This window comes from Streptomyces umbrinus (assembly GCF_030817415.1).
Taxonomy (GTDB): domain Bacteria; phylum Actinomycetota; class Actinomycetes; order Streptomycetales; family Streptomycetaceae; genus Streptomyces; species Streptomyces umbrinus_A.
In genome coordinates, this window is sequence record NZ_JAUSZI010000002.1 from 4,662,569 (window position 1) to 4,678,169 (window position 15,601).

The 15,601-nt window shown below is 69.0% G+C and carries 10 protein-coding genes and 1 pseudogene; 3 read left to right on the forward strand and 8 right to left on the reverse strand.

Translation table 11 applies throughout. The features are described from left to right. Positions 1 to 46: 46 nt before the first annotated feature. Positions 47 to 1,087 (reverse strand): NAD(P)-dependent alcohol dehydrogenase, encoded by a 1,041-nt coding sequence (locus tag QF035_RS20350; protein ID WP_307521858.1) that lies wholly within the window; start codon positions 1,085 to 1,087, stop codon positions 47 to 49. Positions 1,088 to 1,260: 173 nt separating this feature from the next. Between QF035_RS20350 and QF035_RS20355 the strand changes: the two are divergent. Further along, positions 1,261 to 2,209, forward strand: a pseudogene (locus tag QF035_RS20355) (helix-turn-helix transcriptional regulator). A 230-nt stretch (positions 2,210 to 2,439) separates the two neighbouring features. Here the strand turns inward: QF035_RS20355 and QF035_RS20360 are convergent. The 6 genes from QF035_RS20360 to QF035_RS20385 all read right to left on the reverse strand — a co-directional run bounded on the left by QF035_RS20360 (position 2,440) and on the right by QF035_RS20385 (position 11,130). Then, positions 2,440 to 3,210, reverse strand: coding sequence for a group II truncated hemoglobin (locus QF035_RS20360; protein ID WP_307521859.1), 771 nt, complete (start codon positions 3,208 to 3,210; stop codon positions 2,440 to 2,442). Between the two features lie 111 nt (positions 3,211 to 3,321). Further along, positions 3,322 to 6,588, reverse strand: coding sequence for a S8 family peptidase (locus QF035_RS20365; RefSeq protein WP_373466964.1), 3,267 nt, complete (start codon positions 6,586 to 6,588; stop codon positions 3,322 to 3,324). Between the two features lie 211 nt (positions 6,589 to 6,799). After that, positions 6,800 to 7,483 (reverse strand): ABC transporter ATP-binding protein, encoded by a 684-nt coding sequence (locus QF035_RS20370; RefSeq protein WP_307521860.1) that lies wholly within the window; start codon positions 7,481 to 7,483, stop codon positions 6,800 to 6,802. 149 nt (positions 7,484 to 7,632) lie between these two features. After that, entirely contained in the window at positions 7,633 to 9,108 is a 1,476-nt protein-coding gene (locus tag QF035_RS20375; RefSeq protein ID WP_307521861.1) for an ABC transporter permease, read from the reverse strand. A 162-nt stretch (positions 9,109 to 9,270) separates the two neighbouring features. Further along, on the reverse strand, positions 9,271 to 10,539 hold the full coding sequence (locus QF035_RS20380; protein WP_307521862.1) for a L,D-transpeptidase: 1,269 nt from the start codon (positions 10,537 to 10,539) through the stop codon (positions 9,271 to 9,273). Positions 10,540 to 10,788: 249 nt separating this feature from the next. Beyond that, the gene (locus tag QF035_RS20385) at positions 10,789 to 11,130 is read right to left on the reverse strand and encodes a hypothetical protein (RefSeq protein WP_307521863.1); all 342 of its coding nucleotides are present in this window, start codon (positions 11,128 to 11,130) and stop codon (positions 10,789 to 10,791) included. Positions 11,131 to 11,240: 110 nt separating this feature from the next. Between QF035_RS20385 and QF035_RS20390 the strand changes: the two genes are divergently transcribed. Both QF035_RS20390 and QF035_RS20395 read left to right on the forward strand, forming a co-directional pair. Then, positions 11,241 to 11,579: an LPXTG cell wall anchor domain-containing protein gene (locus tag QF035_RS20390; RefSeq protein ID WP_307521864.1), complete on the forward strand. Its 339-nt coding sequence runs from the start codon at positions 11,241 to 11,243 to the stop codon at positions 11,577 to 11,579. A gap of 183 nt (positions 11,580 to 11,762) precedes the next feature. Beyond that, positions 11,763 to 13,844 (forward strand): glycosyltransferase family 4 protein, encoded by a 2,082-nt coding sequence (locus QF035_RS20395; RefSeq protein ID WP_307521865.1) that lies wholly within the window; start codon positions 11,763 to 11,765, stop codon positions 13,842 to 13,844. A 95-nt stretch (positions 13,845 to 13,939) separates the two neighbouring features. Here QF035_RS20395 and QF035_RS20400 read toward each other — a convergent pair whose 3' ends face one another. Further along, complete coding sequence (locus QF035_RS20400) at positions 13,940 to 15,517, reverse strand: DEAD/DEAH box helicase (RefSeq protein WP_307521867.1); 1,578 nt, start codon at positions 15,515 to 15,517, stop codon at positions 13,940 to 13,942. Positions 15,518 to 15,601: the final 84 nt, after the last annotated feature.

The window sequence follows — 15,601 nt, forward strand, 5'->3', positions numbered from 1 at the left end:
CGAAGCCGCAGCCGAACCCCGCCCCCAGCGGAGCCAAGTCGTGGAACTAAATCGTCGCGGCGTCGATCACGAACCGGTACCGCACATCACTGCTCAGCACCCGCTCGTACGCCTCGTTGATCTCACTCGCACTGATCAGCTCGATCTCCGCCCCAAACCCGTGCTCCGCACAGAAGTCCAGCATCTCCTGGGTCTCCTGAATGCCACCGATCCCGGACCCGGCAAGGGTCTTACGGCCACCGATCACGGAGAAGAGGTTCAGGGAGACCGGCTCCTCGGGCGCGCCCACGTTCACGAAGGCGCCGTCCGTCTTGAGGAGGGAGAGGAAGACGTCCAGGTCCAGCGGGGCGGACACGGTGGACAGGATCAGGTCGAAGGAACCACGCAGTTCCTGGAAGGTCTTCGGGTCGCTGGTCGCGTAGTAGTGGTCGGCGCCCAGCTTCAGCCCGTCGTCCTTCTTGCGCAGGGACTGCGAAAGTACGGTCACCTCGGCACCGAGGGCGTGCGCGATCTTGACGCCCATGTGGCCGAGACCGCCCATGCCGAGGACGGCGACCTTCTTGCCGGGGCCGGCGTTCCAGTGCTTGAGCGGGGAGTACGTGGTGATGCCGGCGCACAGCAGCGGCGCGGCCTCGTCGAGGGCCAGGCCCTCGGGGATACGGACGGTGAAGGCCTCGTCGACGACGATGTGCGTCGAGTAGCCGCCGTAGGTGGGCTCGCCGTCCTTGCCGACGGCGTTGTACGTGCCGACGTTGCCCTGGGTGCAGTACTGCTCCAGGCCCGCCTTGCAGTTCTCGCACTCGCGGCAGGAGTCGACCATGCAGCCCACGCCCACGCGGTCGCCGGCCGCGAACTTGGTGACACCGGCGCCGACCTCGGTGACGATGCCGGCGATCTCGTGGCCGGGGACCATCGGGAAGATGGCCTCGCCCCAGCCCTCGCGGGCCTGGTGGATGTCGGAGTGACAGATGCCGGCGAACTTGATCTCGATCAGAACGTCGTGCTCGCCGACCGGGCGACGCTCGATGGTCGTGCGCTCCAGCGGAGCCTTGGCGGCGGGAGCGGCGTATGCGGCGACAGTGGTCATGCCGGGGGTTCTCCTAAGGAGGGGTTCTGCGCCCGGCCTGCCTTCCGGCCGGGCACGGCGTCCAGCCTGCTCCTCGTCCGGGAAGTCACCCAGACCACGGCTTTGCGTACGTTCGCTGGTCCTACTACTGATGGGGGCAGGTTCGTATGCGTACGACCGTGAATACTGGACGTATGGATGAACAGCCCTCTCAGGAGCCCGCCGGGCAGCCGGAACAGGCACGGCAGGCGGGACACGAGCCGGGGCGGCCGCTGGACCGGCGTGCCGAGCTCAGCGAGTTCCTGCGCACGCGCCGGGCCCGGCTGAAGCCCGAGGACGTAGGGCTGCCGGACTTCGGGCGGCATCGCCGGGTGCCCGGGCTGCGCCGCGAGGAGCTGGCGCAGCTGGCCGGGGTGTCCGTGGCGTACTACACGCGCCTTGAGCAGGGCAATGGGCGGAACGTGTCCGCGGAGGTGCTCGACTCGATCGCGCGCGCCCTGCGGCTGACGGGGGCCGAGCACGCGCACCTCACGCATCTCGCGAAGCCGAAGCAGCACAAGAAGAAGCCGTCGGTCCGGCCGCAGCAGGTGCGGGTGGCTCTGCGGGAGCTGATCGACACGTTCGACGGGGTGCCCGCGTATGTCGTGGGGCGGCGGTCGGAGATTCTCGTCTGGAACCGGATGGCAGCGGCCGTCTTCGGGGACTGGTCGGAGGTGCCGCCGCAGGAGCGGAACTGGGCGCGGATGGTGTTTCTCAAGCCCGAGTATCGCGAGCTGTTCGTGGAGTGGGATCAGAAGGCGTCCGACATGGTGAGCTTTCTGCGGATGGACGCGGGGTGCCACCCCGACGATCCGCGCCTGTCCCGCCCTGGTGGGCGAGCTGTCCGTGAAGAGCGAGGAGTTCCGTCGGCTCTGGGCGACGCACGACGTCAAGGAGAAGAGCCACGGCGTCAAGCGCCTGCACCATCCCCTTGTCGGCGAGCTGACCCTCTCCTTCGAGTCCTTCCGCCTCGTCGACGACGACGAACAGTCAATGATCACCTACCACGCCGAACCGGGTTCCCCCTCGTCCGACGCCCTCCGGCTCCTGGCCAGCTGGGGCAGGGACGCGACCCGCGCGGGCACGTCGACGCCGCAGGCGTAGGTTTCTCGCCCCCGCCGCCCCTACCCATTCCCGTCCCTTTTCGGGGGCCGGCCCCCGAACCTCCGCTCCTCAAACGCCGGAGGGGCTGGATTTTCGCGGCCGGGCCGACATCTTCAGCCCGTCCGGCGTTTGAGGACGAGGCCGTTCAGGCCGATACGGGTCTGGGGGCGGAGCCCCCAGGGATGGGACGGGTAGGGGCGGCGGGGGCGAGGAAAAACCCGACCGGAGCGTCAGCCCTGGTACGGCGGAGCCGAGCCCCACGTCCACCTGGGAACCGGCTGCTCCGCCGGAGGCACCGCGTCGGGGCCCGAGAAATACACGGCAAGTCGAGTCCCCCACTCCGCGTACGCCACGAACGCGGAGCGGAACTCGGCGTCGGAGGGAAGCCCCGCATCGTCCGCCGCGTCCTGAAGCAGATTCACCCACCGCCGCCGCTGCACCTCGGTGATCCCCTTCCCGAGATGCTTCGCGACCATGTGCCCGTGCCCGCCCTGCGTCTCGGAGTACCCGGCCGGCCCCCCGAACACCTCCCCGAGCCACAGCGCGACATGCGACGCGTGCTCGGGAGCGAGTCCCTCGAAGACGGGCGCCAGGACGTCGTCCTTGAGGACCTTGTCGTAGAAGACCTCGGTGAGCCGGTCGAAGGCCTCGGCACCCCCCGCCCAGACGTACAACGTGGGCACGGACGCCCCCGTACCCCGTACCGTCGTCGGTTTGTAGTGCCGCATCTCCTCGATGGAGCTGATGTACGGCCGGATCTCGGCGAGGAACTCCTCGAAGAGCTCGGACTTGCGGAAGCCCTCGATGTGATCCTCGGTGGAGGTCCAGGTGATGCGGAGCACGAAGTGCTCGAAGTCCTCCTCGCAGCGCGCCAGTTCGTAGTCGACACACTGCGGGGCCGCGGCGAGCTGGGCGGCGGCCCGGGTGTAGGCGGCGAGGAACTCCGCCGACTGCTGCTCGGGAATGCGGTACCGGATGTACTCAACGGTGTGCGCTGTCATGCCCCCACACAAACACGGACGGCCCGCGGAAGCTGCACTTCCGTCGGGCCGTTCGCGTATGTCAGCGTTCAGCGAACCACGGGATCGGCCTTGCGGGCCGACCCCGCCGGCTCACTTCCCGTAGTACGCGTTGTAGATCGAGATCGTCGACTTGTTGTTCTTCTTGTCGGTGATCTTCGCGTGGAACGAGATGCCCTTGCCCTTGGCCGGGTTCGTCACGCCGATCTTGCCGTTCTTGACGGTGACCTTCTTCCAGGTCTGGCCGTAGTCGTACGACACGTACACCGACAGCGACTTGAGGTTCTTGCCGGCGGCAGAACCCTGGACGGTCACCGGGATGGAGACCTTCTTGTCGGCCGGTGCCCTGCTGTCCAGTCCGACGGCCGCGTTGAAGCGGACCGAGGAGGTGGGCAGCGCGGCACTGGTGACCTTCTTGGAGCGGAAGGTCCAGCTTGCGTCGATGCGGGTGGAGGCCGCCGCGACCTTGACGCTCCGCTTGACCGAGGTGGTCAGCTTGTACGAGGCGTCACCGGCCGGGACCTTGAAGACTCCCTCGCCGAACAGCGGGTCGGCGTTCGAGCCGACCTTGGTGCCGTTGCGGTAGAGCGTCGTGGTGACCGACGAGAAGAGCGAGGAACCGGCGTGGGTCCTGCCGTCGGCGAACAGCGGCAGGTAGCCGTAGATCTCGTTGCCGTCGCGCTGGATTCCGAAGCCGGAGCCGACGCGCGGACCGAAGACCGCCGTGTTGTAGATCTTCTCGTAGCTCTTGCCCGCCTTGAAGGTCTGGGCGCTGCCGAGCGTGTAGAAGGCCTCGGTGATCGGGAAGCCGTCCGGGTCGATCCCGCCGTGCTGCTCGAAGTCCTGCTCCCACTTCACGCCGCCCGCGGTGCTCACGTGCACCTTCCGCGTGCTGGGCAGCGTCTGCGCGACACCGATCGAGGAGGCGCTGAAGCTTCCGGGCAGCCAGCCGGTGGTGTTGACCGCGCCCTTCTTGCCGCTCGTCGAGGCGCCCAGGCCGACCTTCAGGGTGGCCAGTTCGCTCGCCTTGTAGTGCTTGGTGTAGCCGGTGGCGAGCTTCTTCACCTTGCCGCCCGCGACGGTGTTGTACTCCTCACCGTCCTTGGCCCAGTGACCGCCCCACTGCTGGAACAGCGAACCGTCGGTGATCTCCGGACCCGCGTGCGCGGTACGGAAGTTGGCGTACGTGTCCAGCCACCAGCCGAACCCGTAGGCGTTGTTGCCCACCTCCACCATGTAGTCCGGCGACGCGAACTCCGACTTGGCGGCCGTGTCGGGCACGGTGATGTCCACCGGCTTCGCGGTCCGCGCGTCCACCGTGATCGTGACGTTCTTGGTGATGCTCAGCTTCGGCTGGGCCACCCAGTCGGCACCCTTGGTGAAGTCCTCCGGATCGGCGAAGAACGCCGAGTTGAGGATGAATCCGCCCTTGGGCACCCGGACCTTGACCGTGCCGGACTCGTCGTACGGCGAGAACCACTTCTCAGCGGCCGTACCGGAGACACCGGTCAGGCTGGCGTCGTAGTACTTCGCCGGGTTGCCGTCACGGTCGATCATCTTGAGCGTGACGTCGTACGACTCCACCTCCCGCTGCACCGCCGCCGCCGTGCGCACGCTCTGGCCGCCGCCGGTCGCGGTCACGTACGCGGAGTAGCCACCGTCGAGCGTGCCGCCCAGCTTGGTGTTGACCGTGAGGTCGACGGAGGCCGTGCCGCCGCCCGCCGGGACGGTCACCGTCTTGGCGCCGAGGGTGAAGAAGCCGGCCGGAGCTGCCTGGCCCTTCGGGTTCGTGGCGGTCGCGGAGAGGCTCAGCGTGACGTCGGCCGTGCCGAGGTTCTTGTACGTGATCTTCTTCGTGACCGGGGTGTCGTCGGTGTGCGGCCACTGCTGGATGCCGAAGCTCACGGACGACGGGTCGGCGATCACGGTCTGCTTGATGGCCTTGTCGACCTGGATACGGCCCGAACCCTGCTGGAACGGCGTGTACTTGCCGCCCTTGGTGGAGCCGGTCAGCGCGGCTTTGAGCTCGGGGTACTTCCAGTCCGGGTGCTGCTGCTTGAGGATGGCGGCGGCGCCCGCGACATGCGGGGTCGCCATCGACGTACCCGAGATGGTGACGTATCCGGCGGGCTTCTCGCCGACCTCCTGGGCGATGATGCTGCCCTTGGCCGAGGCGGCGGTGGTGTCCACGCCGGGTGCGGTCACGTCGGGCTTGATGGCGCCGTCGAGGCCGGGTCCGGTGCTGGAGAAGTCGGCCAGTTTGTCGCTGTCGTCGACGGCGCCGACGGTGAGCGCGGCGGCCGCGCTGCCCGGGGAGCCGACCGTCTGCTCGCCGAACTCGCCGGAGTTGCCGGCGGCTATCGCGAAGAGGATGCCCTTCTCGGCCGACAGCTTGTTCACCTGGGCCTCTAGCGGGTCGATCTCCGCGGTGTCGCCGCCGCCCAGGCTGAGGTTCACGACGTCGGCGCCCTGCTCGGCCGCCCAGTCCATGCCGGCGAGGATGCCGGAGTCGTCGCCGAAGCCGTTGTCGTCGAGGACCTTGCCGTTGAGCAGTTGGGCGCCCGGTGCGACGCCCTTGTACTTGCCCGCGGACTTGGCGCCCGTACCGGCCGCGATGGACGCCACGTGCGTGCCGTGGCCGTACTTGTCGGTCGCGTCCGGAGCGGCGGAGAAGTTCTTCTCGGCGACGACCTGGTCCTTGAGGTCCGGGTGGGTCGTGTCGACACCCGTGTCGAGGACGGCGATCTTTACGCCCTTGCCGTCGAACCCGGCGGCCCAGGCCTTGTCGGCGCCGATCTGCTTGACGGACTTGTCGAGGCTGGCCTTGCGGACGCCGTCGAGCCACACGTGGGCGATCCCGGACGCGGTCCGCGCGTTGCCGCCCTGTGCGTCGGTGACCGCGGCCCAGAGGTCGGTCGCGTCGGCCTTCGGTGTCAGGACCGCGTCCGCGTTCAGCGACGTGAGGGTCCGGCGGACCTTGGTGTCACCGGCGTCACGGACGTCCGCCTTCGCCGCCGCGGCCGCGCCGCGGTAGCCGACGATCAGCTTGAGCCCCTGCTTCTGGGCCTTGCGGTTGGCCGACTTGTTGAGCTCGGTGACGTCGAAGAGCCGCTGGTCGAGCTTGCCGGAGGCGATCAGGCGGGCGGCGTCGGCCGGCACGACGAGCGTGTGGCCGCCGGCCGTGCGGATCTGGACGGGTATCCCCTCGCGGCCCTTGGCCCGCTCCAGGCCGACGACGCGGCCCTTGGCGTCGACGACCACACGGTCGCCGGTGATCAGGGTGATGCGGTGCTTGGGCGTGGTCGGCACGGCCGAGTCGGCGGCCGTGGGCCTGGCCTCCGCCGACGCCGGGCTGGTCATGCCCGCCGCCAGGGCCACGGCTGCCGCCGCGGCGATCGTGGCCACGCACGCTCTTTTCACTTGTCTGCGCAAGTCTCCCCCTGGAGATGCAGGTCCGGGATGAATCCCCGTTCATCCGGCCGGGGGACGTCCCGTACGCATGCTCGCGCGTAACCCCCCGGAATACTCAGTATGCCGGGAGGCGAACAGGCGCTCAATAGTGAGACAGCTGTTATGAGTTCGCGTTTTCCTTCACGGTGATCTTTCCCTTGCGGATCGTGGCGAGCCGGGGGGCCTTCTTCGCGATCGCCGAATCGTGCGTAACCATGATGAAAGTGAGCCCGTGCTCCTTCCACATGGTTTCGAGTACGTCCATGATCTCGTCGCGCATGGACTCGTCGAGGTTTCCGGTCGGTTCGTCGGCGAGGAGCACCTTCGGCTGCTTGACCAGGGCACGGGCGATCGCGACGCGCTGCTGCTGACCGCCGGACAGCTCGGCCGGCAGATGCCCGAGCCGCTCGGCGAGCCCCACCGAATCCAGTGCGGCCGCGGCCCGTTCGCGCCGTTCCTTGACCTTCAGCTTCAGGGGTACGAGGGCGGTTTCCACGTTCTCCTGGGCCGTGAGCGTGGGAATGAGGTTGAAGCTCTGGAAGACGAACCCGATGTTCTCGCTGCGGACCTTGGTGAGTTTGCTCTCGGACAGTCTGGCAAGATCCGTACCGTCGAGTTCGACGCTTCCGGCGGTGGGCCGGTCGAGTCCGCCGAGCATCTGCAGCAGCGTGGACTTGCCACCGCCGGTGGGGCCCTGGATGACCAGCCGGTCACCGTCCCCGATGGTCAGGTCGACCCCGTCGAGCGCGTCGACGGACTCCTTGCCCCGCTTGTAGCGCTTGGTGACGCCTCTGAGTTCGTACATGGTGCAACTCCTGGGATACGTAAGGGGGTTGGCTCCGCCGGGAGCGCCGTTCGCAAACTGCGGGTGGTCCGTGGCTGGGCGCGCCCACGCGGCGGAGCCGCAAATCGACGCGGCCCCGCGTCCCTTACGGGGCGCGGCACGGCACCGAGTCACTCCACGCGGCGCAGGGCGTCCGCCGGTCGCAGCCGGGAGGCGCGCCAGCCGCCGAAGGCGCCCGCGATCAGGCCGCCGGTGACGGCGAGGCCGACCGCGAGGGCGATCGTGCTGAGCGCGACGGGCGCGGTCAGTGCCACGTCGAGGGCCTTGGACGCCGTCTCACGGGCGGGTCCGCCCATGCCGCCGCCAGGGCCACCGCCGCCGGGACCGCCGGCTGCCCCGCCGCTGGAGCCGACTTCGGCCTGGAGGGTCGGGCTGATCGCGGTGACGACGTAGGCGCCGCCGAGGCCGAGCGCGATCCCGAGGGCGCCGCCGACCAGGCCGTTGACGACGGCCTCGCCGACGACCTGCCGGGTGACGCGGCCGGACTTCCAGCCGAGCGCCTTGAGGGTGCCGAACTCCCTCACGCGGCGGGAGACGGCCGAGGAGGTGAGCAGGCCCGCGACCAGGAACGCGGCCACGAGCACCGCGATCGACAGCCACTTGCCCACGTTGGAGGCGAGGTCGGAGGCCGTGGAGAGGGAGCCGGAGACCGTGTCGGCGAGGTCGGCGGAGGTCGTGACGGTCGTACCCGAGATGTTCTTCTGGATGGTCGACTTGACCGCGCTGATCTGCTGCGAGTCGGACGCCTTGACGTAGATCGTGGTGACCTTGTTCTTGGAGTCGCTGAGCGTCTGCGCCTGCTTGAGCGGGATGTAGAGGTTGGCCGCCGCGTCACCGCTGTCCGGCGTCGCGATGCCGATGACCTTGTACTTGACGCTCTTGATGGTGACCGTGTCACCGAGGACGAGCTTCTTCTCCTTGGCGTACGACTTGTCGGCGACGACGACCTTGGCGTTGGTCTCGGAGGACTTGAAGGTCCGGCCGCTGGTGATCTTCGAGGAGGTCAGCGGGCCGAGCGCGGGCTTGGTGACGTCCGTGCCGTAGACGGAGTAGTTGTTGACGTCGAAGTCGGCGCCGCCGCCCTCGACCCGGCCCTCGGGGGACTGCTGGGCACCGGGCTGACCGCCGCCCTGCTGGTTGCCGCCGCCGCTCTGCTGGTCCTGCTGGAACTGGCCCTGGCGGAACTGGCCGCTGACCTTGACGACTTGGAGGCTGAGCCCCCCGACGACGTCCGAGACACCCTTCTGCGCGCCGACCTTGGAGACCGTGCTCGTGGCCAGGGTCTGGAAGCCCTGCACCATGACGCGGTCACTGCTCTGTTCTTCGTCGGAGTCGCTGCCCCGGGCGTCGAACTGGAAGCGCGGGCGCTCGCCCGTGCTCGACTGTGCCTGGGCCGCCTTGGTGACCGTCATGTCCGTACCCAGTCCGTAGAGCGACTGGAGGACCTTACCCTGCGCCTTCTCCATGCCGGACGACACGGAACTGACCACGATGACCAGGGCGATGCCCAGGGCGAGTCCGGAGGCGACGACGAGCGCCGCCTTTCTGCGGCGGCGCAGTTCGCGCCTCAGGTAGGCGAAGAACATGGCCGAAAGCTAGGGACACCGCGTGATGGCGGGATAAGGCCCGCATAAGAGAAGGATGAGAACACTGTGCGCCGCCGCGGAACCCTGTGAGAACGCCGAGGGCGGTTGCCCGTACGAGTCGTACGGACAACCGCCCTCGGGACGGAAAACGTTCGGGTCGGGTCAGACGGCCGAACCGGCCTTCCACGCCGCCCAGTCCAGGTTCCAGCCGTTGAGGCCGTTGTCCGGGGCGATGGTCTTGTCACCGGTGTTCCGCACGTCCACGACGTCACCGACGATCGAGTGGCTGAAGAACCAGCCGCCCGGCGTGTTCGGGTCGTTGGCGCCCTTCGTGTCCGACAGGCCGACGCAGCCGTGGCTGGTGTTGACGCTGCCGAAGATGGACTTGGCGCCCCAGTAGTTGCCGTGGATGAAGGTGCCGGAGTTCGACAGACGCATCGCGTTCGGGACGTCCTTGATGTCGTACTCGCCCTTGCCGTCGTCGTCCGTGAAGCCCACGGTCGCGCCGTTCATCCGGGTCTCCTTGAACTTCTCGGAGATCACCATCTGGCCCTGGTACGTCTTGTTCTCGGGCGAACCGGCGGAGATCGGGATCGTCCGGATGGTCTTGCCGTCCTGCGTGACCTTCATGGTCTTGGTCTGCGCGTCGACGATCGAGACCTGGTTACGGCCGATCTTGAAGGAGACCGTCTTCTGCTGCACGCCGTAGACGCCGTCGGCGCCCTCGACACCGTCGAGGTTCAGCTTGAGCGTGACGGTCGAGTTGCCCTTCCAGTACTCCTCGGGGCGGAAGTCGAGCCGGTTGGCGTTGAACCAGTGGCCGACGACCTCCTGGCCGCTGCTGGAGGAGACGGTGATCCCCTTCTGCACGTCGGCCTTGTTGGTGATGGCCTTGTCGAAGTTGATCGAGACCGGCATGCCGACGCCGACGGTGGAACCGTCCTCGGGCGTGAAGTTGCCGATGAAGCTGTTGGCCGGCGAGACCGTCGTGAACGACGCGTTCTCGTGGGCGGCGCGGCCGTCGGAGTCCTTGGCCGTCGCGGCGATCTTGTAGGCAGTGGCGCGCTCCAGCTGGGCGCTGGGCTTCCAGCTCTTCTTGTCCGCGGATATCTCACCCGCGACAGCCGTGCCGGCCGCCGTCTTCATGGTCACGTCGGTCAGCGTGCCCTTGGTCACAGTGACGGCCGCGGCACTGTTGATGGAGGCGTTGTCGGAGCCGTCCTTGGGTGTGATCTTGATCTGGGCCTCGGAGGACTTCTTGGCCGCCGCCTCGTCGACCTTGGCCTGCGAGGTGCTGTCACCGCCTTCGCCCTTGGGGTCGTCGTCGCCGCCTCCGCTGCACGCAGAGAGCACCAGCACCCCGCCGAGCAGTGCGGACGCGACCGTGAGGCCCTTGCGCCGCTTACTGTCCGTCATCACACGCTTCTCCATCGTTGCCGAATCCCCAAAACCCCGAGAGTCCCCGTAACACCTGTAAACGCTACGACCGGTTCGTCCCGTTCCACACCCTTCCCAGGTGTGGGGCACACCACGTCGATCCATTTCGGCCCACGCCGGATCGTCCTCGATCCGACCGGTGCGGCTGTTACGACTGGTGCGGGTGTCGGTCACTGCGCCCCTTGAGACGACAGAACCCCGGGTGGCGGTTGCCGCCCGGGGTCACGATTCTCCCAAGCCGCCTCAGCCGACCAACTCTTCCTCGTCTCCGGCCTCATCATCCTCGTCGAGGTCCCAGTCCGGCGAATCGGGGTCGTAGTCGATCTGCTCGGTGCTCCAGGAGGCCTGCGCGAGTTCGACCCCGACGACCTCGCTGACCAGGTCGAACGGGTCGACGAGGTACGCGAGGGCCTCGGCAGTGTCTTCCGTCACTGTGCTCTCGGCGTGCGCCCGCTCGTCGCCCGGGATCTCGGGGTCCTCGGCGATGCGCCCCAGCGCCGCCTTGGTGAGCGCGCCCTCGTCGTCGATCTCGACGACCAATTCGACGCGCAACCGTACAAAACGTGATGTCTCAGGTGTGCTCATACGTCGGAGCGTAAGGCTCTTCACCACCGTGACTTTCCCGTGACCCGCACCTTTCACTAACATCTCCCCACACGGCCAATTCGCCAGCGTCACAAGGGGATCGATATTCCGTGTCCGCACGTCGATCGTTGCTGACCGCCACCGCCGCGGGGACCCTGCTGGGCGCCCTGTGGTTCGTCCCGTCCGCCAATGCGACCGGGGACGGGGCGGCAGAACACAGAACACAGACAGCGACGACCACGACCCTGCAGACCAAGGCCGGGGACGAGGCCGAGGCCGAGGCCGAGACGTCCGAGGAGAGCGCGGCCAAGGCCGCCGTCCGCACCCAACTGGCCGACACGGGAAGCTTCGACACGACTCCGTACGTGGTCGGCGGCACCCTGTTCCTCAGCCTGGGCGCCGGGTTCGTGGTGTATTCCGTACGCCGGGAACGTACGACCTTGTACTGAAGGTCTCCCTGCCGCCCGGGTGCCCGCCCGGCCCGGTGTGGAGATATCCGCCCCCTTTTCAGCCATTTCGCGTCATCCTCGAAGGAAGACCGGCGAGAGAGGGGCGGACCCGTTTACAGTCCGTGGGTTCACGCACGCACTCCCTGTCGCTTCTCCGTACCGCGTGAACAGGGAGTTGCTCACGTGAAGATCGTCTTCCTGCTGCACAACGCCTATGCCATCGGCGGCACGGTGCGCTCGACGCTCAACCTCGCCGGTGCACTGGCCGCGCGGCACGAGGTGGAGATCGTCTCGGTCTTCCGCAGCGAGGACAGACCCCTGCTCGGAGTGAACCGCAAGGTCCGTCTCGTCCCGCTCGTCGACGAGCGCCCCGGCGCGCCGACGTACGACGGGAAGAACCCACTCATGACGCGCCCGTCCACGGTCGTACCTCCCGCCGAGGTCCTCGCCCACCGCTACACCGAGCTCACCGACGAGCGGCTGCGCGGCTTCCTCGACGAGACGGACGCGGACGTCGTCGTCGCCACCCGCCCGGCACTGGTGGTCTTCCTGGCCCGGCACGGCTCACGCCGCTATCTGCGCGTCGGGCAGGAGCACCTGTCGTACGACAACCACGTCCCGGACGTACGCACCGCGCAGAACGAGGCCTTCCGGCACCTGGACGCCTTCGTCACCGTCTCCGCGCAGGACGCGGCCGACCACCGCGACCGTCTGCCCGGGCTGCGGACGCGGATCACCGACATCCCGAACGCCGCGCCCCGGCCGAAGGCCGAGCGCTCCGACGTACAGGCCCCGTTGGTCGTCGCCGCGGGCCGGCTGATGCCGGTCAAGCGCTACGACCTGCTGATCGAGGCCTTCGCCCGGGTCGTCGCCGTACGCCCGGAGTGGCGGCTGCGGATCTACGGCCAGGGCCCCGAGCGCGCGGCCCTGCGCGCCGCCGTGGACGCCCACCGCCTCAACGACCACGTCTTCCTCATGGGACCCCATCCGAAGATGGAGACGGAGTGGGCCAAGGCCTCCGTCGCCGCCGTGAGTTCGGACTGGGAGTCCTTCGGCATGACGATCCTGGAGGCCATGCACGCCGGCGTCCCGGTGGTGGCCACCGACTGTCCGCACGGTCCCGGCGAGATCATCACCGACGGCTCCGACGGACTGCTCGTACCGCCGGGAGACGCCGACGCCTTCGCGGCGGGCCTGCTGAAGCTGATCGAGGACGCGGACCAGCGCCGGGTCATGGGCGAGGCCGCCAGGGAGACCGTCCAGCGGTTCGCTCCCCGCCTGATCGCGGATCAGTACGAGCGGCTGTTCGGCGAACTGCGCGAGGCCCGGACCTCGACGGCGACGAAGGTCACGCGCCGGGTGCGCCGCGCGCTCGGGGCGCTGCTGCCCCAGAGCTCACGCCCCCGCCCCGAGGAGGCGCCCCCGGCCGCCCCACCGGCCGCGGACGACCGGCCTCGCGCCCTGCGCCCGAAGGCCGGCTGCACGACCGACTCCACCGGCGGCGTACGGATCACTGTGAACGCGTCGGGCGTGTCCGGCGAGAGCCTCACCCTGGTCCTGCGTCACCGGCACGGAGACGACGAGGAACGCGTCCCGCTGGATCCCCCGACGGGCCCGAAGTCGCCCTGGACCACGGAGCTGGCCCACCCCCGACTGGCCCTGGCGGAAGGCCGTTGGGACCTGCATGTCGAACGCGCGGAGGACGGCGCACGCCGTCGCCTCAAGGCAGGACTGGTCGAGCAGCGCGGCCTGCTGACGGCGAGACCCACGCCGTCCACCCCGGGCAGGGCCTTCGCCTGGTGGATCCCCTACGCGACCAAGGACGGCTACCTGGCCCTGCGGACCTTCCGCCGCCCGGCCCACGCGGAAGCCACCGCCCTGCGCACCGACGACGACTCACTGTCCGTGGAAGGCACGCTCCACGGGGCGGTCCTGGGCGAGGACGCGGTCCTGCTCGGCGTCTCCCGCGACGGCGAGGCCCACAACTTCACCACACCCGCGAGACCCACCGGGGAAAGGACGTTCCGGGCCCGCATCACGACGCTGCCCCGCCCCAGCGAGGCGGACAAGCCCCTGTGGGACCTCTTCCTGCGCCCCTCCGAAGCCGCCGCCCCCGTCCGAGTGGGCCGCGTCACCGACGACATCGTCGACCGCAAGCCCACAGAGAAACACCCGGGCACAACGCTGACCACCCCAACAGGCAAGTCAGTGCAGGCCCACTACTTCTTCACCGTCACCAACGACGTGGCAATCAGCGCCCTGTAAGGGGCGCGGGGCTGTGACATTGTGCGGCTCCGCCGCGCGGGCGCGACAAGCCACATCCGCCCCGCGGCCGCCAGCCGACATCCCCCGCCGAGCTGTCAGGCGGACCGACGCCCGCCTCCCTGACCTCCACGCGCACGCGAAGAACCCGCACCACCACGCCCCCGCGAACCCCCACCGGTACCGGCGCCGGACCGCGACCCGGCGGGCGCCCCACGCCCGCCCCCACCCCGCCGAGCCCGCGGCTGCGACTTCGGCTGAGCCTGCGCGGCAACCGGCTCCGGCACAGGAATGACGACAGGAACCCCGGACGGCTCCCGAGCCCCCGTGATCCGTACGAGCTCCTCGTCGCTCGACTTGATCCGAGCCGTCCGCGGACTGATCCCGGCATCGGCCATCAGCCGGGTCATCTCCCGCTTCTGCTCGGGAAGGACGAGCGTGACGACGCTCCCGGACTCCCCCGCGCGAGCGGTACGCCCGCCCCGGTGGAGATAGTCCTTGTGGTCGACCGGCGGATCGACGTTCACGACGAGGTCGAGATCGTCGACGTGAATCCCGCGAGCGGCGACGTTCGTGGCGACGAGCGCGGTCACGAGACCGGTCTTGAACTGGTCGAGCGTCCGGTTCCGCTGCGGCTGCGACCGCCCGCCGTGCAGCGCGGAGGCCCGCACACCACTCGCCAGCAACCGCTTGGCGAAGCGGTCGGCGGCGCGCTTGGTGTCGACGAACAGAATCACGCGCCCGTCACGCGCGGCGATCCGCATGGCGACGGCCTTCTTGTCGGTCTCGTCGGCCACGTGCAGCACATGGTGCTCCATCGTCGTCACCGCGCCCGCGGAGGGGTCGACGGAGTGCACGACGGGGTCCGTGAGGAACATCCGTACGAGCTTGTCGATGTTCTTGTCCAGGGTCGCCGAGAACAGCATGCGCTGCCCGTCCGGCTCGACCTGGTTGAGGAGCGCCGTGACCTGGGGCATGAAGCCCATGTCGGCCATCTGGTCGGCCTCGTCGAGGACGGTGATCCCCACCCGCTCGAGGGTGCAGTCACCGCGGTCTATCAGGTCCTTGAGCCGCCCGGGCGTGGCCACGAGCACCTCGGCGCCGCGCCTCAGCAGACCGGACTGCTTGCCGATGGAGAGCCCGCCGACGACGGTCGCGAGCCGCAGGTTCACGGCCGTGGCGTACGGCGTGAGCGCGTCGGTGACCTGCTGCGCGAGCTCTCGCGTGGGCACGAGGACGAGCGCGAGCGGCGCCTTGGGCTCGGCACGCCGGCCGGCCGTGCGGGCGAGCAGCGCGAGGCCGAAGGCGAGGGTCTTGCCCGAGCCGGTGCGGCCCCGGCCGAGTATGTCGCGCCCGGCGAGGGAGTTGGGGAGCGTCGCGCCCTGGATCGGGAACGGCTCGATGACCCCCTGGGCGGTGAGGGTCTTGGTCAGTGCGGCCGGCATGTCCAGCGCGTCGAAGGACTCGACGGCGGGCAGCGCGGGCGTCAGCGTCTGCGGCAGGGTGAACTCCCGCGGCGCCGTCGACTGCTGGGACGGCTTCTTGCGTACGTTCCTTGCGCCGCCGTTGGCGGAAGCCGCAGGGGCTCCGCCGCGTGTGCCACGAGAGCCACGGGAACCCCGGGAATTCGCCGGGCGTTTGCCGGCGGGTCGTTCAGGACGTTCGGATCGAGTCATGCTGGATCTGGAATTCCTTCCTGGGCCTCACGGTTTTCCCGTGCTCAGGGACACACGGACAGCACAAGCCGGGGCCCGCACCCG

Excerpts from the sequence above, each read along its gene's own strand:
- QF035_RS20350 (WP_307521858.1), bottom strand. The coding sequence starts at position 1,087 with ATGACCACTGTCGCCGCATACGCCGCTCCCGCCGCCAAGGCTCCGCTG.
- QF035_RS20400 (WP_307521867.1), bottom strand. The coding sequence starts at position 15,517 with ATGACTCGATCCGAACGTCCTGAACGACCCGCCGGCAAACGCCCGGCG.
- QF035_RS20380 (WP_307521862.1), bottom strand. The coding sequence starts at position 10,539 with ATGGAGAAGCGTGTGATGACGGACAGTAAGCGGCGCAAGGGCCTCACG.
- QF035_RS20375 (WP_307521861.1), bottom strand. The coding sequence starts at position 9,108 with ATGTTCTTCGCCTACCTGAGGCGCGAACTGCGCCGCCGCAGAAAGGCG.
- QF035_RS20370 (WP_307521860.1), bottom strand. The coding sequence starts at position 7,483 with ATGTACGAACTCAGAGGCGTCACCAAGCGCTACAAGCGGGGCAAGGAG.
- QF035_RS20385 (WP_307521863.1), bottom strand. The coding sequence starts at position 11,130 with ATGAGCACACCTGAGACATCACGTTTTGTACGGTTGCGCGTCGAATTG.
- QF035_RS20360 (WP_307521859.1), bottom strand. The coding sequence starts at position 3,210 with ATGACAGCGCACACCGTTGAGTACATCCGGTACCGCATTCCCGAGCAG.
- QF035_RS20365 (WP_373466964.1), bottom strand. The coding sequence starts at position 6,588 with ATGACCAGCCCGGCGTCGGCGGAGGCCAGGCCCACGGCCGCCGACTCG.